The 19240-nt window shown below is 32.7% G+C and carries 17 protein-coding genes; 8 read left to right on the top strand and 9 right to left on the bottom strand.

Annotation, left to right across the window (positions count from 1 at the left end; all coding sequences use genetic code 11):
* The first annotated feature begins 262 nt into the window (after nucleotides 1–262).
* Nucleotides 263–925, top strand: coding sequence for a ribulose-phosphate 3-epimerase (gene rpe, locus FN795_RS08440; RefSeq protein ID WP_142450217.1), 663 nt, complete (start codon nucleotides 263–265; stop codon nucleotides 923–925).
* Here the strand turns inward: rpe and FN795_RS08435 are convergent.
* Together FN795_RS08435 and FN795_RS08430 are read right to left on the bottom strand one after the other, a co-directional pair.
* Nucleotides 902–1690 carry a DNA/RNA non-specific endonuclease gene (locus tag FN795_RS08435; RefSeq protein ID WP_142450216.1) on the bottom strand — a complete coding sequence of 263 codons (789 nt, stop codon included), beginning with the start codon at nucleotides 1688–1690 and terminating at the stop codon, nucleotides 902–904. The genes rpe and FN795_RS08435 overlap by 24 nt on opposite strands.
* A gap of 93 nt (nucleotides 1691–1783) precedes the next feature.
* Nucleotides 1784–3967, bottom strand: a complete 2184-nt coding sequence (locus FN795_RS08430) for a carboxy terminal-processing peptidase (RefSeq protein WP_142450215.1) — start codon at nucleotides 3965–3967, stop codon at nucleotides 1784–1786.
* 213 nt (nucleotides 3968–4180) lie between these two features.
* Here FN795_RS08430 and surE point away from each other — a divergent pair, with 213 nt between their 5' ends.
* The 5 genes from surE to FN795_RS08405 all read left to right on the top strand — a co-directional run bounded on the left by surE (nucleotide 4181) and on the right by FN795_RS08405 (nucleotide 8989).
* Nucleotides 4181–4960: a 5'/3'-nucleotidase SurE gene (gene surE / locus FN795_RS08425; protein WP_142450214.1), complete on the top strand. Its 780-nt coding sequence runs from the start codon at nucleotides 4181–4183 to the stop codon at nucleotides 4958–4960.
* Nucleotides 4953–5225, top strand: coding sequence for a hypothetical protein (locus FN795_RS08420; protein ID WP_142450213.1), 273 nt, complete (start codon nucleotides 4953–4955; stop codon nucleotides 5223–5225). The genes surE and FN795_RS08420 overlap by 8 nt, the downstream gene beginning before the upstream one ends.
* 67 nt (nucleotides 5226–5292) lie before the next feature.
* Nucleotides 5293–6411, top strand: coding sequence for a lipid-A-disaccharide synthase (gene lpxB / locus FN795_RS08415; protein WP_142450212.1), 1119 nt, complete (start codon nucleotides 5293–5295; stop codon nucleotides 6409–6411).
* 11 nt (nucleotides 6412–6422) lie between these two features.
* The gene (locus FN795_RS08410; protein WP_142450211.1) at nucleotides 6423–6908 is read left to right on the top strand and encodes a C40 family peptidase; all 486 of its coding nucleotides are present in this window, start codon (nucleotides 6423–6425) and stop codon (nucleotides 6906–6908) included.
* 128 nt (nucleotides 6909–7036) lie between these two features.
* Nucleotides 7037–8989 carry a ComEC/Rec2 family competence protein gene (locus FN795_RS08405; protein WP_317131761.1) on the top strand — a complete coding sequence of 651 codons (1953 nt, stop codon included), beginning with the start codon at nucleotides 7037–7039 and terminating at the stop codon, nucleotides 8987–8989.
* Between the two features lie 6 nt (nucleotides 8990–8995).
* On the opposite strand, the gene FN795_RS08400 is transcribed toward FN795_RS08405, so the two are convergent.
* The 6 genes from FN795_RS08400 to FN795_RS08375 form a co-directional block, all read right to left on the bottom strand.
* Complete coding sequence (locus FN795_RS08400) at nucleotides 8996–9445, bottom strand: thioredoxin domain-containing protein (RefSeq protein WP_142450209.1); 450 nt, start codon at nucleotides 9443–9445, stop codon at nucleotides 8996–8998.
* A 249-nt stretch (nucleotides 9446–9694) separates the two neighbouring features.
* Nucleotides 9695–10147, bottom strand: a complete 453-nt coding sequence (locus FN795_RS08395) for a thioredoxin domain-containing protein (protein ID WP_035645787.1) — start codon at nucleotides 10145–10147, stop codon at nucleotides 9695–9697.
* Nucleotides 10148–10371: 224 nt separating this feature from the next.
* Nucleotides 10372–10839, bottom strand: coding sequence for a thioredoxin family protein (locus FN795_RS08390; protein ID WP_035645789.1), 468 nt, complete (start codon nucleotides 10837–10839; stop codon nucleotides 10372–10374).
* 52 nt (nucleotides 10840–10891) lie between these two features.
* The gene (locus FN795_RS08385; protein ID WP_142450715.1) at nucleotides 10892–12376 is read right to left on the bottom strand and encodes a peptide MFS transporter; all 1485 of its coding nucleotides are present in this window, start codon (nucleotides 12374–12376) and stop codon (nucleotides 10892–10894) included.
* Nucleotide 12377: 1 nt separating this feature from the next.
* Entirely contained in the window at nucleotides 12378–14054 is a 1677-nt protein-coding gene (locus FN795_RS08380; RefSeq protein WP_142450208.1) for a peptide MFS transporter, read from the bottom strand.
* A 34-nt stretch (nucleotides 14055–14088) separates the two neighbouring features.
* A complete protein-coding gene (locus FN795_RS08375) occupies nucleotides 14089–16260 on the bottom strand; it encodes a S9 family peptidase (RefSeq protein ID WP_142450207.1) in 2172 nt (723 codons plus the stop codon).
* Between the two features lie 180 nt (nucleotides 16261–16440).
* On the opposite strand from FN795_RS08375, the gene FN795_RS08370 reads away from it, so the two are divergent.
* Together FN795_RS08370 and FN795_RS08365 are read left to right on the top strand one after the other, a co-directional pair.
* The gene (locus FN795_RS08370) at nucleotides 16441–17754 is read left to right on the top strand and encodes a hydroxymethylglutaryl-CoA reductase, degradative (protein ID WP_142450206.1); all 1314 of its coding nucleotides are present in this window, start codon (nucleotides 16441–16443) and stop codon (nucleotides 17752–17754) included.
* A gap of 99 nt (nucleotides 17755–17853) precedes the next feature.
* Complete coding sequence (locus tag FN795_RS08365; RefSeq protein ID WP_142450205.1) at nucleotides 17854–18762, top strand: GYDIA family GHMP kinase; 909 nt, start codon at nucleotides 17854–17856, stop codon at nucleotides 18760–18762.
* 1 nt (nucleotide 18763) lies between these two features.
* Here the strand turns inward: FN795_RS08365 and FN795_RS08360 are convergent, their stop codons facing one another.
* Nucleotides 18764–19120, bottom strand: a complete 357-nt coding sequence (locus tag FN795_RS08360) for a hypothetical protein (RefSeq protein ID WP_244289958.1) — start codon at nucleotides 19118–19120, stop codon at nucleotides 18764–18766.
* Between the last annotated feature and the right edge of the window lie 120 nt (nucleotides 19121–19240).

Genomic DNA, 19240 nt, shown 5'->3' with positions numbered 1-19240 from the left:
TTGATTGATGATTGAAACTCCGGCTGATTACCGGAGTTTTTTATTTTGCATTTTTAAAATTTAACCACAAAGCACGCAAAGATTTACGCAAAGTTCGCCAAGTTTTTTTATTGTTTTTTTATTGTTTTTTTTAAGCACACAAAGCTTTGCGAACTTTGCGTTTTTTTAAGAACCTTATAAACCAAAAATCTTTGCGTGCTTTGCGGTTAAATTACCATGCAGTGCATAAAAAATTTATCTTTGCATAAAACACTACTACACAATGAAAAATACACTTATAGCTCCTTCAGTTCTTGCTGCCGATTTTGCAAATCTGCAACGTGATGTCGAAATGATAAACAACAGTCAGGCTGACTGGTTTCATATCGATATCATGGATGGAGTTTTTGTTCCGAATATCTCTTTTGGAATGCCCGTTTTAGAAGCAATTTCGAAACACGCCAAAAAAACAATCGATGTACATTTAATGATTATTGATCCGGATCGTTATATTAAAACTTTTGCCGACTTAGGAGCCAACATCTTAACAGTGCATTATGAGGCTTGTACACATCTGCACAGAACACTTCAAGCCATTAAAGCAGAAGGAATGAAAGCTGGAGTTGCGATCAATCCTCATACTAACGTCGACTTATTGGAAGATGTGATAAACGATATCGATTTGGTTTTAGTAATGAGTGTAAATCCAGGTTTTGGTGGACAATCATTTATTGAAAACACTTATACTAAGGTGCAAAAACTAAAAGCTTTGATCACTCGTAAAAATGCTTCAACTTTAATTGAAATTGACGGCGGAGTTACCAGCAAAAATGCAAAACAATTAGTAGAAGCCGGAGCTGATGTTTTAGTTGCAGGAAGCTTTGTTTTTAAAGCCGAAAATCCAACTCAGACTATTCAAGAATTAAAAGTCCTTACTGCTTTTTAAGTTTTTCAAATTCGGAAAGAAATCAATTCCAGTCATTTTTTCTAAAGTTTCAATCGGAACAACGAAATCATAAATAGACTTGTCACTGTCTTCATTCGGAACCAAAAAAGCAATTACTTTATGTTCTTTCCCAGATTTGGTCAGAACGATTTTATAAAAATATTTAGGGACAGCAACATTTTCTGTCCCTATTTTTTTGTCTGAATCTTTCAGAATTCCTCCCGTTACTACATAAATATCATTGTACTTTCCGGCCCAATAACGTGTTTTTTGTTCTATTCTGTTCCAAATTCCGCTATTGAAATCGTGTTTTTGAGGAGAAATATTAGAGGTATAAAAAGTATCATTATAAGCATCTTTATTGAATTCCATATCGCCGGCAGGACAAAGATGCCCTTTATCATAACCTGATTTTTTATAATTTCTCCAATCTGCAGAACCCGTTGTTACTTTTGGATCTTCAATAAAATAAGGACGCTTGTATTCATTATTTTTTAAATATTCCTTTTTTAATTCGTACGCAACCCATTCTGCCTGTTCGAATTTTTCATTATAAGAAAGCGTATAATATTTATGCTTTACAATTTGCCCTGTGGTTGAAGTTGGCAAATAGGAAACAGTATACAAAGAATCTGTAGTGTTTTGCGTCGAAGCCGAAGTAAAAGGTGTCGGTTTTTCTGGCAACTCTTCTACTCTTTCTGAATTCTCTTTTTTACAAGAAAACAATACCAACCCGATCAAACCTAAAACAATATAATTCTTCATCTTTTATTTTATTACGAAATAAACTTACAAAAAAATGCTCCATAAATAGTACATCTATGGAGCATTTTAATAACAAATTAATTCTTTAACGAACTAAGATTTTACCAGTTTATCCTTTTTCATTTTTGGAGTAACTGTATTTTTTACATAACTTTTAGTTTGCAAATCATCTAAAACATTCAAAGCCTCTTCTACATAAACATCTTTAGCTAATGCCTGGTGCCAAGCCTCTCTTTTTTCTTTTAATGTAGCATCATTATTCATTTCAAGCTCCTCATAAGGTAATGATCTAAAAACCAGATTGTTTTTATAATCAGCAATTGGTTTGTATTTTTTACCTTCACTTTCAACTTGTTCCTGAGTCGCTTTAAAGTTTTTAATATTTAAACTATAAGTGTTCTCTTTATTTTTAATATCAATCCATTTTGCATTGTCTTCAATTAATTTGAATTGATCATTATTAGCGATTCTGTTACGGCTGTTATTGATTGCCTGATTGAATTTCTCGTTAGAAGTCCAAGTACTATAATCAGCTGGATCAATTTTGTCCCAAGGCATTGCGTTATCAATATCGCGCTCACCCATTTTTAAATAAGCGTAACGATCTGGCATCACAACATCACTGTGAACACCTTCTAACTGAGTTGAGCCACCGTTGATTCTGTAGAATTTTTGCCCTGTAATTTTCAAAGCTCCAAGATCACCATAATTTGCATTACGAACAAACTGATTCAAATCAAGAACATTTTGCACTGTTCCTTTTCCGTAAGTTTGTTTACTTCCAATGATAACTCCACGTTTGTAATCCTGAATTGCAGCAGCCAAAATCTCTGAAGCCGAAGCTGAGAAACTGTTCACCATAATTACTAATGGTCCGTCCCACTCGATTTTTTTATCTTTATCGTATAAAACTTCTTTCTTTTTTCCAGCAGATTTTACCTGTACAATTGGTCCTTCTTCAATGAATAAACCAGCAATATCAACAACTGTAGAAAGAGATCCTCCTCCGTCATCACGAACGTCAAGAACAATACCGTTGATATCTTCTTTTTTCAGTCTTTCTACTTCAAGTGCAATATCTTTTCCGGCGTCACGGCCATCTTTATTTTCAAAATCAATATAGAATTTTGGTAAATAAATTACACCGTATTTCAGTCCGTTTCTTTCAACAATACTAGATTTAGCATATGTTTCTTCAATTTCAACAACATCTCTGATAATTGAAATTACTTTAATAGTACCGTCAACTTTTTTAACTGTAAGTTTTACTTCAGTCCCTTTGTGACCTTTAATTTTTTTCACAACATCATCAAGACGCATTCCTACAACATCTACTGGCTCTTCGTTTCCTTGTGCCACTTTCAAAATCATATCACCTGCTTCAAGTTGTTTTCCTTTCCATGCTGGTCCGCCAGAAATTAGCTCATCAATTTGAGTGAAATCATTTTTCTTAGTTAAACGAGCTCCAATTCCTTCTAATTTTCCGCTGATATTAACATCAAAACGATCTTTTTCTTCAGGAGCAAAATAACTTGTATGAGGATCAAAACGAGTCATGATTGAATTTACGTAAACAGAAAACCAATCTCCTTTATTCAAATCTTTAATCAAACTAAAATTATCATCTAACGATTTTAAAGAACTCTCACGAGTTTCTTTCTCTAAAGTCTCAAATGATTTTTCTTTATAAGCAGGATCTGCTTTCTTTTTATCATCTTCTAATTTTTGTTTTGTAACCAATGAAGAAAGTGTAGATAATTTAATCTGTTTTCTCCATCTTTCATTGATTTCAGTTAGATTTTTAGCGTAAGGAAGATGCTCATAATCGGCATTAAAAGTCTCGTCAACATTATAGTTGAAAGGCTGTGCTAAAATTGTTTTGTAACGTTTTTTACTTTCTTCCATACGTTTCATCAATCTTGTATAAGTAAGATTAAAAAACGTAAGATCTTTGTTTAAAAACTGGTCATCAAGCTGTAATTCGTACTGCTTAAATTCATCAATATCTGATTGCAGGAAAAACCTTTTTGAAGGATCCAGTGCATCAATATAATCTTTAAAAATTCCTTTAGAAAATTCATCATTTATCTCAGCCGGACTATAGTGTCCTTTTTCAATAACAAAGGCAAGCAATTCTAAAAGCGTTTTGTCTCTATTTGGATCCGGATCTTCAGACTTATCAGCATTTATTTTAAATGCAAACAGGGTAACAGATAAGCATAATACGGCTATAAGTATTTTATAATTTCTTTTCATAAACTTAATAATAGCATTCATCAAATTTTTTAATCTAAGTTACGGTAAAAACTGTGCCAACAAAGCCAAGCTCACTATAATTTTTTGTTAAAGATATAAAATTGTTTGTTGTTCAAAAGTCCTTTAAGATTTAGTTTAGAATTTTTATTTATTTGTTAGAAATCTACCAAAATCTGTTACTACATTTGCCTAAAGAAGCTTTAATTTTGATAAAACAAAAAATTCAACCATAACATGAAAGACGAAAAACCCTTAATATTAGTAACCAATGACGATGGAATTCTGGCACCCGGAATCAGAGCCTTGATTAGTGTTATGGAAACTATTGGAGAAGTTGTGGTTGTTGCACCTGATAAACCACAAAGTGCAATGGGGCATGCCATAACAATCAACAACACTTTGTTTTTAGATAAAATTTCTAAAGATGATGATTCTATAACGGAATACAGCTGTTCTGGAACTCCCGTAGATTGCGTAAAACTAGCCGTAAATGAAATTTTGAAAAGAAAACCAGACCTTTGCGTTTCGGGAATAAATCACGGCTCAAACTCTTCGATCAATGTAATTTATTCCGGAACAATGAGCGCCGCTGTCGAAGCTGGGATTGAAGGAATTCAGGCAATAGGTTTTTCTCTATTAGACTTTGACTGGAATGCCGATTTTGAACCCGTAAAATCCTTCGTTAAAAAAATAGTTCTTGAGACGCTTGCCAATAAATTACCCACAGGCGTCGTTTTAAATGTAAATTTTCCGAAATTAAAAGAAAACGAAATAAAAGGAATTAAAATTTGTCGTCAGGCGAAAGCCTATTATGCACAGAAATTTGACAAGCGACAAACTCCTTTTGGAAAAGATTATTACTGGCTGACCGGAAAATTCACAAACGAAGACAAAGGCGAAGATACAGATGAATGGGCGTTGGAAAATGGCTATATTTCTGTAGTTCCCGTTCAATTCGATTTAACGGCCCATCATTCAATGCAACAACTTAATACATGGAAATTAAATGAATAAATTAGACATGCTGATTGGTTTTATTATCGGAATTATCACTTCGCTTATAGGAAGTTATCTTTTCATTAAATTATTTACCTCTTTTGATCTTTCAAATGGGATTCAAACCATAAAACAATACGGATATTTAGGAAAAGTAATCACTTTAGGAACCGTTTTAGATCTTCTTTTATTCTTATTTCTGTTAAAAAGAAACAAAGAATTAATGGCCAGAGGTGTTGTTTTTGCTGTGATTTTCTTAGCAATTTCGACTTTGTTTATTTAAATCTTATCTTTGTTCTGCAAAAAAATGCTGTGCTTTTAAATTACTGCACATTTTTAAAAAACTCAATATGAAATATTACATAATAGCTGGTGAAGCTTCTGGAGATTTACATGGTTCGAACTTAATGAAAGCTTTGTATGAGGAAGATCCACAGGCTGAAATCAGATTTTGGGGTGGTGATTTAATGCAGAAAGCGGGTGGAACCTTAGTAAAACACTATCGTGACTTAGCTTTTATGGGTTTTGTTGAAGTTGTTTTTAACTTGAAAACAATCTTGAATAATATTAAAATCTGCAAAAAAGACATTTCTGAATTCAAGCCAGATGTATTAATTTTTATTGATTATCCAGGTTTCAATATGCGTATTGCAAAATGGGCGAAAGCTTTAAATTACAAAACGCACTATTATATTTCACCGCAAATTTGGGCTTGGAAAGAAAATAGAATTACGGCAATTAAGCAAGATGTCGATAAGATGTTTGTGATTCTTCCTTTCGAAAAAAGTTTTTATGAAGACAAACATCATTTTCCCGTTGATTTTGTTGGGCATCCATTAATTGATGCAATCCAGAACCAACCTGCTTTTGATGAAGCAACATTTAGAAAAGAAAATCAATTAGGCGAAAAACCAATTATTGCCGTTTTGCCGGGAAGCCGTAAACAGGAAATCACAAAAATGCTGAGCGTAATGTTGAGCGTTGTAGATGATTTTCAGGATTATGAATTTGTAATTGCCGGCGCTCCAAGTCAGGATTACGAATTTTATCAGCAGTTTATAAAAAATAAAAACATTGCATTTGTTTCGAACAAAACTTACGATTTGCTTCGTTCATCTACTGCTGCATTAGTTACTTCTGGAACAGCAACTTTAGAAACAGCTCTTTTTAAAGTTCCCGAAGTTGTATGTTATAAAGGAAGTGCCATTTCGTATCAAATTGCAAAACGCATTATCACTTTAAAATACATTTCGCTTGTTAATTTAATTATGGATCAAGAAGTTGTAACCGAATTGATTCAAAGTGAATGTAACACAAAACGAATCAAAGAAGAACTTCAAAAATTATTAGAACCTGCTTACCGCGAAAAATTATTGAAGAACTATGATATTTTGGAACAAAAACTTGGCGGAGTTGGTGCCAGCAAAAAAACAGCAAAACTTATTGTCGCCGACTTAAAGCAAGCTTAAACTTTTTGATTTTGAAAAAAATAATTGTTTTACTGCTTTTAGCAATCACTTTTGTCTCTTGTAAATCTTCTTCGGCTGCAGTCAGCAAAAAAGAGGAAAAACGAGAAAACAAATATATTGTCAATCATTTGATCGAAACTGCATCAGAAAATATTGGCGTAAAATATAAAGCAGGCGGGACTACTAAAAATGGTTTTGACTGTTCCGGACTTGTTTATACTACTTTTGAATCTGAAAACATTAAATTACCTAGAAGCTCGTTCGAACAATCAAAAATAGGCATTGTTATTCCGCTAAAAGACGCTCAAAAAGGTGATTTGATTTTCTTTAAAACCAACAAAAGCAAACAGATAAATCACGTTGGATTAATCACAGAAATAAATTCAAACGAAATTAAATTCATACATTCCTCTACTTCAAAAGGCGTGATTATTTCTTCTACAAAGGAACCTTATTATCAAAATTCTTTTGCTCAAATCAATCGAATTATAGAATAATAAATTATATTCTTTTTCTTACAAAATTTTAATACTTTTAGAACATGAAAGTATTTGATTTTCCCTTAGTCAGAATTACCATTTGGTTTCTTCTCGGTATTTTATTTTTTTATTATCAACAGATCACAATGCTCTTTTCAATTATAGCAGTGATTTTTGGTTTCGTTATTTTTCTGATTTTATATTTTTTAAGCAAAAAACACAAACTATCCATTTCTCTATTTGGCATAAGCGCTTATTTTATTTCGTTTTTCATCGGCGGAATCAGCTTACTCGCACACACAGATTCACTTCAAAAATCAAATTATATTCATTGCAAAAAAGCTTTTGAAAATCCGTGTCAAATTACATTTACAATCCGCGAAAAACTAAAAAGCAATTTATATAGCGATCGCTGTACTGCAATAATGCATTCTGTAAATGGGAAAATACAAACTGGCAAAATCATTGTCAACATTGCAAAAGACAGCACAACTAATCGCATTTTAATTGGCAATCAGATTAAAGTAAAAACAACTTTAAAACGTAACAATTCAAATAAAAACCCAAATCAGTTTAATTATGACAAGTATTTAGCCGATCGCCAAATTTATGCACAGGTTTATATCAATAAATCCGAAATAAAAATAAATAGAGAAATCACCAAAGACATTTGGTATTATTCAGATTTCCTGCATCAACGTATTATTCGAAATTTGGAAAAAGCACATTTCAACCCTGCCGAAATGAATGTCGCGCTTGCTTTAATTTTAGGACAGCAACAAGAAATCTCATCCGATATTATCCAGGATTATCAATATTCTGGTGCAACACATATACTATCTGTTTCCGGACTGCATGTTGGTTTTATTATGCTTCTTATCAATTTTTTATTAAAACCAATTCCAAACACTAGAAAAGGTTCGTTTATAAAGTTAATTTCCGTTTTAACAGCTTTAAGTTCTTTTGCAATAATTTCTGGTTTATCACCATCAGTTTTGCGCTCAGTTGTAATGTTCTCTTTTCTGGCCGTTGGAAACCACCTTAGAAGAACAGGAAATATTTACCACACTCTTTTGGTTTCAATGCTTTTGATCTTACTTTTTGAGCCTTATTTTCTATTTGATGCGGGATTCCAATTAAGCTATATCGCTTTATTTTTTATTCTTTGGCTGCAACCACTATTAAAGAAAATCTGGAGTCCGAAAAATAAAATAACACTTTATATATGGGATGCCCTGACCGTATCATTTGCTGCTCAAATAGGAGCTTTCCCTTTATGTTTATATTATTTTCACCAATTTCCTGGTTTGTTTTTCATTACAAATATTGCCATCATTCCTGTTTTAGCATTTGTAATGGTAGCCGGAATTATCGTAATGGTATACGCCGCTTTTGATGTTCCACCAGAATTTTTAGCTCAAATTCTGGAGAAAAGCATTTATCTTTTAAATCAGATTATTCACGCTGTTGCTTCGGTAAAATCTTTTGTAATACTTGACATAAGTTTTAATTTTTACTTCTTAGTTACTTTTTATCTTTTAATATTTACATCAATTATTTGGCTTAAAAAGCCTGATTATCCAAAATTTGTATTCTTTGTCCTAGCAATAATTACAACTCAAATTTCCTTCATTTACACAAAAAAGGAAACAGAAACTAAGAAAGAAATGATTGTTTACAACGTAAAGAAAAAAACGCTGATTACGATCGTTTCAGGAAAAAATGTTGATTTATTTACAACTAATAAACTTCTTTTAGCTAACCCAAAAAACAATATTTTGAAATCTTATTTGGTTGGAAATTTCAGCAAAATAAAATCGATTACTACAATTAAAAATGTAATGTTCTACAATGGAAAAAAAATATTCATCATAGACAGTTCCGGAATTTATAAAAATAATATGCAACCCGATATTTTGTTACTCATCCAATCTCCAAAAATAAACTTAGAACGCGTGCTTTCAGAAATGCATCCAAAAGTTATTATTGCCGATGCCTCAAATTCCAATTCAATCCAAAAAATTTGGAAAGAAACCTGCAGCAAAAAAAATATCCCTTTTCATGCTACTGCCGAAAAGGGATATTATCAATTAAAATAAGTTTTATTACTCTGGATTCATCATAATATTAGCTTCAGCAATCCATGATTTTGCACTTATTGGTTTGTAAGGAAGCCTACCAAGCAAATTAAAAGTTGTTTTTGTTTTTCGAACAGTAGCTATAGTCAAACAAGCCTGTGGCAATTCAACAACACCAAGTGCCGATTTTAAACTTACATTTTGCTCTTTTTCAGCATCAGATATTGTAGTATCTGATAAATCCAATTTTACCAAAACAACATTGTCACGAGCCCATACGACAAAATCTGGCGTATTAAAAATTTCGTTTTGAAGTTTTGTTGGTGCGCCCGCAATTGTAAAAAATATAAATAGCGGTCTTTTTTGTTCCATACTTGCAGCAACAGCATCAGTCATTGTAGTTTTCCAGACTAATCCCTGTGAATGCAGAAAAAACGACCCTAGAAAAAATAGCAGGGTAAGTAATTTTTTGTTCATAATCTTTGGGGTTTTAGGAGTAGGTTAATTTCGACTAAAGTAATATAATATCCTTCTAAAATTCCCAAGTCTAAACAAAAAAATGAAAAAAAATTAAAGAAAATCGAATTTGCTAATTAAAAGTTAAAAAAATACAAAAATGAAAAAAAAAGGCATTCTAAATTATTAAACTTTTGACTCGTGTCATAAAAAAATTCCCTTTCTACAATGTAAAAAGGGAATTTTTAAACTATTAAATGCTGTTTACGCCTATTCACTTGGATGTAAAATCCCATTAGATTCGGCAATCCATGCTTTTGCCCCGCCAGGTTTATAGGATATTTTTCCTAGAGCGCTAAAAGTCGTTTTTGTCTTTCTAATAGATGCACTGGCAAAACAAACCTGAGGTAGTTCGTCAACACCAAAAGCATTTTTTAATTTAAGATTTTGTTCTTTATCACCGTCAGACGCAGCGTTATCAGACAAATCAAGCTTAACGAGAATTACGTTATCACGGGACCATACAGCAAAATCCGGTGTTTTAAATATTTCATTCTGAAGATTCTCCGGTACACCTGAGGCAGTGAAAAGAATTAACATTGGTTTTCTTTGTTCATTACTAAGTGCAATTGCGTCTGTCATATTTGTTTTCCAAACAAGATTCTGAGCCTGCATAAAAAATGAACCTAAAAAAAACAGTAGGGTAAGTAATTTTTTAGTCATACTATATTGGTTTTGGTTAGATAGAGTGACGAAATTAACATATTATTTTAATTTTCCAATTTTTATTAATACAAAAAATAAATAATATGTTTTTTTATACCTAAATAAATATCAAATACTCAATTGTACTTCAATTTAAATAAAAACTTTCCTACTAAAGAAAAAAGCTCCTTGTGCAAATTAGCACAAGGAGCTCTTCAATTTTATTTGTATTTTTTTAAATCTTACGACTTCTTCGGGTTAACTATTCCATCTGCTACAGTAAGCCAGGCAGTTGGACCACCAGCAACGTAACCAGTTTGACCAAGGCCTTTAAAATTTACTTTTCCGTCTTTTGTTTCAGCACTTGTGAAAAAAATAGTTGGAAATCCCTGGATTCCAAAAGCTTGTTGCAATTCGTTATTCTGATTTTTTATTTCAGGAGTTTGAGGCGTTCTTCTTGGATAATCCAATTCAACCAAAACCACATTATCAGTAGCCCATTTTTTAAATTCAGGCGTTTTCAAAACTTCATTTTGTAAACGTATGCACCAACCGCACCAATCACTACCAGTAAAAAACATAAGCATAGGTTTATGGACATTATTACTTACTGTAATTGCTTCTCTAACATCAGTGTACCATTTTAATTCTTGTGCCTGAGATACAAAACCTCCAATTACGAACAATGTGATTATGTATAATTTTTTCATCTTAGTTTTATTTTGCACAAATTTAAACAAAAAAAGAATCGCTCTATAAGATCTATTTTACTTCTTGCATTAATTTTTTGATCAAAGAAGTTGATACGATCAAAACGATACCAGCAATTAAAGAATATAACGCTAATTGATAATATCCATCTGTATAAGCGATAAGTTTAGACATTAAAGTAGTTCCCGTATTTGCATCTGACATTTCTGACCCAAGTTTCCCTGCTGCCAATTGTCCAAAAGCACTTGACAAGAACCAAAGTCCCATCATCATTCCGAATAAACGTTTTGGTGCAAGTTTTGTAATTACCGACATTCCAATTGGTCCGATACATAATTCCCCAAGCGTATAAACTAAATATCCTAATGCAAAAACATTTAAAGAACTTAGCCCTTCCGGGTTAACAAAAAATCTTGCGCTATAGAAAATGAAAAAACCTATTGCCAATAAAACAAATGAGAATCCAAATTTTATTACGGTGTTTGGCTCAATTTTTTTCTTTGCCATAAATATCCAGAGTAAACCAACAAGCGGACTAAAGATAATTACATACAAAGAGTTTATACTATTATTGACAACATTTGGATCGATATTAAAAAACAACAAATTGTTAGTTAAATTATCTTTTGCAAACAATGACAATGATCCTCCAGATTGCTCAGAAATAGCCATGAACATAAAATACCCAAAAATGAAGATAAATGCCGCCAATAATTTATATTGCTGATTTCTATCTTTAATCATCACCAATTCAAATATAAAATAACCAACCGCAATAGCTCCAATTGTGTACATAAAATAATCTGTAAAATCAGAGTTAATCACCATGATATATATTAAAGGAATGACCAACAATGAACCTACATAAACTGCTATTTCGTATGTTTTTCTTTTTGAAGGCAAAGCATCTGCCAAAGGAGAATTTCCGATTGGTGCTAAATGTTTTTTAGTCAACAAAAATGTCACAACTCCAATAATCATTACAATTGCCGAAGACAAGAAACAAAGGCTCCACGAATAGTTTTTCCCTAAATAAATAGGAATCGCTCCACCCAACATTCCTCCAATATTGATTCCAGCGTAGAATAATCCGTAACCGGCATCTCTTCTTCCGTCCTCTTCGTGGTACAACTCACCAACCATTGAAGAAACATTTGGCTTAAAGAAACCTGTTCCGATAATAGAAAGTGTTATTCCGTAATAAAAGAAATCATGTGGAGAAGCCGCAATCAGCAAATTCCCCAAAATCATGATAATTCCTCCAAAAAGAAGTGATTTTTTAAATCCTAAAATTTTATCAGCAAAAATTCCACCAATAAAAGTAAACGCGTAAACAAACGCCTGAATGGCACCGTATTGAAGATTTGCTTTTCCTTCAAGCAAACCTAATTGGTCAACCATAAAAAATGCTAAAACCCCTCTCATTCCGTAGAAGCAAAAACGCTCCCACATTTCAACTAAAAACAAGTACCACAATTGTTTTGGATACTTGCCTTTAAAATTTTGAATTTCTTCTAATGTAATTGTATTCTCCATTTTATCTAACACCATGCATCATTTTTTTCAATAATGGAGTCAAAGCAAATAATAAAATTGCTGCAGCACCAGTAAGAACAACAAATACCATAAAGAATTCATTCAAATTATGAATTTCAAATCCTGCGAAAATCGGGTTTTCAGCACTAATTTGATGTTTATCCAACAATGCTAATTGTTCAGCTGTTGGTGTAATTGTTTTGTTTAACACTGCATGAAGATCAATTCCTAATTCTTTTGCTTTTGCGAATTTATCTCCAGTTGCCGGCAAAATTGACCCTAGAGTTCCTCCTAATGCATATCCTGAAGCATTAGACAAGAAAAATACTCCGTATAAAAGAGATGCAAAACGTTTTGGAGATAATTTACCTACCAATGACAAACCAATTGGAGACAAACATAACTCAGCACATGTATTTAAGAAATATAATAAAATCAACCACTTAACTAACAACAATCCTGTAGTTCCAATATAAGAAACCTGAGTTGCAATCATGAAGAAACTTATCGAAATAATAACCAATCCTGCAGCTAATTTTACTGGAGAAATTGGCTCTTTATCTCTAGCTCTTAAGAAATCCCAAAGAATACTAAATGGAACCGCCATTACCACAACAAAAAGTCCGTTAAAAATTTGAACCATTGAAGGTGGCATTTCCCAACCAAAAAAGTGACGATCTGTTTGATTATCTGCAATAAAAGTTAATGAAGAACCAGCCTGTTCAAAAGCAGCCCAGAAGAAAATAATAAAGAAGGAAACAATGTAAATTACAAAGATTCTGTCTCTCTCAACTTTTGTCAGCGAAGTATCAGAAATGATTAATCCCGCTAAAGCTAATCCGCTTGAATAAATTAATGTGTAGATTAAATTCTGTCCAACTACATAGTGAAAAAATAATCCCAAAGCTAGGAATGCAATTCCAGCAATAACTAAAGATTTTGTAGAGAAATTTGCTTTTTGAGCTTCACCTTCTTCAAAATCAGCAGCTTCATTTTTAGAAGGCAAACCACCTAATGGCCTTCCTTCAGGAGAAACTACATATTTGTTTTTTAAGATATAGAAAAGAACTGTTCCGATAAGCATTGCAGCAGAAGCCGCCATGAATCCCCATCTGAAAGCATGAATATCTCTGATACCACCTGCATCTTTAACATCTCCTAATAGCGGACAAATTGACTGCCCTAAGAAAGCACCGATGTTAATTCCCATGTAAAAAATAGTGAAAGCAGTATCTAATTTCGTTTTTTCTTGTTTTGGATACAAGCTTCCTACCATACTGGAAATATTTGGTTTAAAGAATCCGTTTCCGAAAACAATAACCCCTAATCCACAATACATAATTGTTTTTGCAAGTCCTAAATTAGACTCAAAAACGCTTCCACTGGTAAACAACAACATTTGTCCTGTTGCCATTAACAATCCGCCTAACAGAATACAATTTCTGTTTCCTAAAAAACGGTCTGCAATAAATCCTCCAAGCATTGGAGTCAAATAACAAAGTCCTAAGAAACCTCCATAAATCAATGAAGCTTCCTCTTCCTTCATTAATAATGAGTTCACAAGAAATAAAGTCAATAAAGCTCGCATTCCATAAAAATTGAATCGCTCCCACATCTCCGTTCCAAACAATACCCAAAGTCCTTTTGGATGCGCAGTTTTTACTTTAGTTTCTCCCATATTTTCGTTATTATTTAGGTTAATATTTTTTAGATTATAAATTTTCTTTGATAAAGTTACTCATTTTATTATAAAGCTGAATTCTGGTATTTCCGCCAGAAATCCCATGATCTTTATCTGGATAAATCTGAGAATCAAATTGTTTGTTTGCCTGAATCAAAGCTTCCATCATTTGCATTGAATTTTGCACGTGAACATTATCATCGCCAGAACCGTGAATCAATAAAAACTTACCTTTTAATTTTTCAACATGGTTTATCGGAGAGTTTTGATCATATCCGTTTGGATTTTCCTGTGGAGTTTGCATGTATCTTTCTGTATAAACGCTGTCATAAAATCTCCAGTTTGTAACCGGCGCAACAGCAATTGCCATTTTGAAAACATCATTTCCTTGGAAAATACAGTTCGAAGCCATGAATCCTCCATAACTCCATCCCCAAATACCAATTCTTGAAGCATCAACATAAGGATAAGATCCAATTACTTTTGCTGCATCGATTTGATCTTCAACTTCATATTTACCTAATTGTAATTGTGTTACTTTTTTGAAATCTGCACCTTTATATCCAGTTCCTCTTCCGTCAACACAAGCAACGATGTAACCTTGCTGTGTAAGCATCATGAACCAATATTCGTTAGAGCTTCCCCATCCGTTTACAACTTGCTGTGATCCTGGACCAGAATACTGAATCATAAATACTGGATATTTTTTTGAAGCATCAAAATCTTTTGGCTTCATAATCCATGCATTTAATTCATTTCCTTTGGCCGTTTTTAAAACAAAAAATTCTTTTGAAGGAAGATTAAATCCTTTTAATTTATCTGCAAGAGCTTGATTATTTTCAATAACCTGAATTTCTTTTCCAGCTTTTGCATCGTTTAAAGTATAAACCGTTGGCTGAGAAGCGCTAGAATATGTATTAATAAAGTATTGGAAATTTGGACTGAATGTCGCTTTATTTGTACCTATTTTACTTGTCAAAGCAACTTTGTTTTTTCCGTCTAATGAAATGCGGTAAACTGCTCTGTTTATAGAACCATTTTCTGTAGACTGATAGAAAATAGTTTTTGTTTTTTCGTCGAAACCGTAGTATGAAGTAACTTCCCAGTTTCCTTTTGTAACCTGATTTTTAAGTTTTCCCATTTTATCATACACATAAATATGATTAAAACCGTCTTTTTCACTTGTCCAGATAAAACTGTTGTCTTTCAGAAAAGTCAAATTATCTGTAACATCAACATAAGCCTTATCTTTTTCGTTTAAAACTACTTTTGCTGCAGCTGTAGTTCCGTCGATAAATAGTAAGTCCAAATTATCCTGATGACGGTTTAAAACCTGAGCCGACAATACATTATTATCATTTGTCCATTGCATTCTCGCAATGTAGAAATCATTGTAATTTCCTAAATCAACTTTTTTCGAAGTATTTCCTGCAGCATCATATATATGTAATGAAACTACTGAATTTTTTTCTCCTGCTTTTGGATATTTAAATGTTTCAATTGTTGGATATAAATCTTTGTGAAAGATTGACATTGAAAACTCCGGAACCTGGCTTTCGTCAAAACGAATATAAGCTAATTTTTTACTGTCTTTACTCCAGTCAAATGCCCGCACAAATGCAAATTCTTCTTCGTAAACCCAATCCGTAATACCGTTTATAACAGCATTTTTCTTTCCGTCTGTTGTAACTGCAGTCGCTTTTTTTGAAGCTACATCATAGATATAAAGGTTATTTTGTTTTGCATAAGCGATTTTTGTTCCGTCAGGCGAGAAAGTTGGCTCCTGAATTTGAGAATCAACCAATTTTGTCAAAGTTTTTCCTGCGATATCATAAATGAAATAATCGGCAGTGAAAGAGTGACGGAAAATCTTGTTTGAATTACAAGCAATCAAAATCTTCTTTTCTGAAGCATCAAAAGTATAAGCATCAATTCCTTCTGCAAGTTCTTTGAAGTTTTTTGTATCAATTAAATTGGAAACCTTTTTTAAAGTTGCAAAATCATACAAATCCACTTGCATACTTCTGCTTGCCTGATCGACATTTAAAACAGTATATTGATTGGTATTTTTTAAGGATTGCATTTGGTCCATTCCTTTAGCGCGAAATGTACCTCCAAAAATGTTTTCGACAGTTATTTTCTGCTGTCCAAAAACAACCGCAGTTAAAAATAAAAGTACTGCAGTAAATTTACTTGTATTCATTATAATTATTTTAAATATAAAAAGAGCCCAATTTTAGTAAAAAAAATAAACATAATACACATTTTAAGTGTTAAATGTTAAAAAAAATAACGATTGCGTACTTTCATGTCTGAAATAGATTGCAATAAAAACTCTTAAAATAGTATCTTTGTACCCACAATATTATTTAATACATTGAGAATGAACAACGCTGTTGCCGGATTTTCTAAATTATCCAAAAAAGAAAAAATAAACTGGATCGCCAATGAATATTTTTCTACGCCTGAAGAGGCTCTAAATATTATAAGAAATTACTGGAATTCAGACGAAAAGCTTCAGCAGCTTCATGACGAATTTATTGAAAACACAATCACCAATTTATATATTCCACTTGGAGTTGCCCCTAATTTTTTAATTAATGGAAACTACAAAACCATTCCAATGGCAATTGAAGAAAGCTCTGTTGTTGCGGCAGCATCAAAAGCGGCAAAATTCTGGTCAACACGAGGTGGTTTCAAAACGACTATAATTAATACCGAAAAAATTGGTCAGGTTCATTTTACTTTTAACGGAAATGCCGAAAAACTTCAATCTTTTTTTACGGCAATAAAACCAAAATTTTTCTCTGAAACGCAAAGCATAACTAAAAATATGCAGCAACGAGGCGGCGGTATTTTGGACATTCAGCTAAAAGACAAAAGAAATCTACTTGAAAATTACTTTCAACTTCATGCGACTTTTGAAACTAAAGACAGCATGGGAGCCAATTTCATTAATTCATGCCTGGAACAGTTTGCTTCGACTTTAAAAGAGGAATTTCAAAATTCTGATTTGTTTTCTGAAGAAGATTCACTTCAGGTAATCATGAGCATTTTATCGAATTATGTACCGCATTGTCTTGTAAGGGCTGAAGTTTCTTGCCCAATCGAAGATTTAGCAGAAAAACATATTACAAATCCGCAGGAATTTGCAGAACGTTTTGTTCAGGCTGTTCAAATTGCCGAAGTAGAGCCTTTTAGAGCCGTAACGCACAACAAAGGAATTATGAATGGAATTGATGCTGTTGTTCTAGCAACTGGAAATGACTTTAGAGCAATCGAAGCCGGAGTTCACGCGTATGCATCAAGAAACGGACAGTATTCAAGTTTATCACACGCAAAAATCGAAAACGGTATTTTTACTTTCTGGACAGAAATCCCTTTGGCTTTAGGAACAGTTGGCGGTTTGACTTCATTGCATCCATTGGTAAAATTGTGTTTAGAAATTCTTCAAAAGCCTTCGGCAACAGAATTAATGGAAATTACAGCTGTTGCAGGTCTTGCGCAAAATTTTGCTGCATTACGTTCTTTAACCACAACTGGAATCCAGGAAGGACACATGAAAATGCACCTTAATAATATCATCAATCAGTTTGAAGCAACTCATGAAGAGCGTCAGTTAATTAAAGCACATTTCAAGAAAACAGCAGTTTCACACAGTGCTGTCGTTGAGTTCATCGAAAATTTAAGAAAATAATTAGGAGCTAATCCCGCTATCCGTTACAATCTTTTATGTCTCGTTAAAGAAACGAGACACAAAAGGATTTTCACTGCTATCGGGGCTAAAAAATCACGTATGTCAACAACATTTTACAGTAACGGAAAATTATTCATCTCTGGAGAATATCTAGTTTTAGACGGTGCAGAAGCTTTTGCATTGCCAACTAAATTTGGACAGAACTTAATTATTGAAAATGCCAAAGACAAAATCATTGATTGGAAAAGCTACGATTACGATAATACACTTTGGTTTGAAAATACCTTTTCTTTTGACGAGGTTATCAATAATGTTGAATCAGAAATTGAAACTGTAAAAACAACTCTTATAAATATTCTTCATGAAGCTTATTTATTAAATCCAGACTTTATTAATCAATCTGAAGGATACAAAATCACTACAAACCTAACTTTTCCGAGAAATTGGGGATTAGGCACTTCTTCGACTTTGATCAATAATATAGCGCAATGGACAAAAATTAATGCTTTTACCTTGTTGCGAAACAGTTTTGGAGGAAGTGGCTACGATATTGCGTGCGCTCAAAACGACACTCCAATTCTTTATAAAATAGAAAACAATAGTGTTGAACCAGTAATTTTCAATCCTGATTTTACAAAAAATATTTTCTTTGTTTATCTAAACAAAAAGCAAAACAGCAAAGCGGCGATTCATGCTTATAACAAACATAAGGATCAAAATCTAGCCAAAAGTGTCGCCGAAAACAACAAAATTACCAATGCAATCCTGCACTCTAAAACATTAAAAGAATTTACCCGCGCAATTGAAAGACATGAAAATCATTTGAGCGACATACTTGAAATCCAAACCATAAAAGAAAAGGCATTTCCTGATTTCAATGGTGCAATTAAAAGTCTTGGAGCTTGGGGCGGGGATTTTGTAATGGTAGTTGCAGAAGAAAATCCAACAGCGTATTTTCAAACAAAAGGATATGAAACCATTCTTACTTACGAAGAAATGATTTTATAATTTAAGTATTGGCTTTTTTATCTTCAGCAAATTCTGGTTCTGATTGCAAATGGCGAACTTTTTGATTTTCTAGTTCATTCGATTCGATAAGTGTATTATGAAGTCGTTCTGCCATTTTTTCAATACTATTATTGATTGAATCATAGACAAGTTCCATTCTTCGATGTTTTTCTTCTTTTACAGCTTTTAAAACATCCTCAACAAATCCTTTGTCGTATTTTTCAGCAACAGAGTCTCGCGTATTCGTTAATCGAATCACATAGTCATTACTCAAGATTGTAACTTTAAAGTGCTGCTCCTCGTTACTCAAGTAGTATTTGCCACCTAATTCATCAACATTGATATCAGTACTGCTCACTTTTAAAAGCTCAATAATGATCCCGTAAATATGATTCTCAATTTTGGAATATATTCTCGGTTTTCTTCTAAAAAGTTTAAACGCAAAAAACATTAACGATCTGATTATTAAAGTACTTAT

It is taken from the genome of Flavobacterium resistens (assembly GCF_900182645.1).
Taxonomy (GTDB): domain Bacteria; phylum Bacteroidota; class Bacteroidia; order Flavobacteriales; family Flavobacteriaceae; genus Flavobacterium; species Flavobacterium resistens.
Note: the sequence above shows the minus strand (reverse complement) of the source record. Positions and strands in the feature narration are given on the sequence as shown.

Bases quoted from the DNA above. Each gene is read 5' to 3' on its own strand.
- rpe (WP_142450217.1), top strand. From the start codon at position 263: ATGAAAAATACACTTATAGCTCCTTCAGTTCTTGCTGCCGATTTTGCA.
- FN795_RS08435 (WP_142450216.1), bottom strand. From the start codon at position 1,690: ATGAAGAATTATATTGTTTTAGGTTTGATCGGGTTGGTATTGTTTTCT.
- FN795_RS08430 (WP_142450215.1), bottom strand. From the start codon at position 3,967: ATGAATGCTATTATTAAGTTTATGAAAAGAAATTATAAAATACTTATA.
- surE (WP_142450214.1), top strand. From the start codon at position 4,181: ATGAAAGACGAAAAACCCTTAATATTAGTAACCAATGACGATGGAATT.
- FN795_RS08420 (WP_142450213.1), top strand. From the start codon at position 4,953: ATGAATAAATTAGACATGCTGATTGGTTTTATTATCGGAATTATCACT.
- lpxB (WP_142450212.1), top strand. From the start codon at position 5,293: ATGAAATATTACATAATAGCTGGTGAAGCTTCTGGAGATTTACATGGT.
- FN795_RS08405 (WP_317131761.1), top strand. From the start codon at position 7,037: ATGCTCTTTTCAATTATAGCAGTGATTTTTGGTTTCGTTATTTTTCTG.
- FN795_RS08400 (WP_142450209.1), bottom strand. From the start codon at position 9,445: ATGAACAAAAAATTACTTACCCTGCTATTTTTTCTAGGGTCGTTTTTT.
- FN795_RS08395 (WP_035645787.1), bottom strand. From the start codon at position 10,147: ATGACTAAAAAATTACTTACCCTACTGTTTTTTTTAGGTTCATTTTTT.
- FN795_RS08390 (WP_035645789.1), bottom strand. From the start codon at position 10,839: ATGAAAAAATTATACATAATCACATTGTTCGTAATTGGAGGTTTTGTA.
- FN795_RS08385 (WP_142450715.1), bottom strand. From the start codon at position 12,376: ATGGAGAATACAATTACATTAGAAGAAATTCAAAATTTTAAAGGCAAG.
- FN795_RS08380 (WP_142450208.1), bottom strand. From the start codon at position 14,054: ATGGGAGAAACTAAAGTAAAAACTGCGCATCCAAAAGGACTTTGGGTA.
- FN795_RS08375 (WP_142450207.1), bottom strand. From the start codon at position 16,260: ATGAATACAAGTAAATTTACTGCAGTACTTTTATTTTTAACTGCGGTT.
- FN795_RS08370 (WP_142450206.1), top strand. From the start codon at position 16,441: ATGAACAACGCTGTTGCCGGATTTTCTAAATTATCCAAAAAAGAAAAA.
- FN795_RS08365 (WP_142450205.1), top strand. From the start codon at position 17,854: ATGTCAACAACATTTTACAGTAACGGAAAATTATTCATCTCTGGAGAA.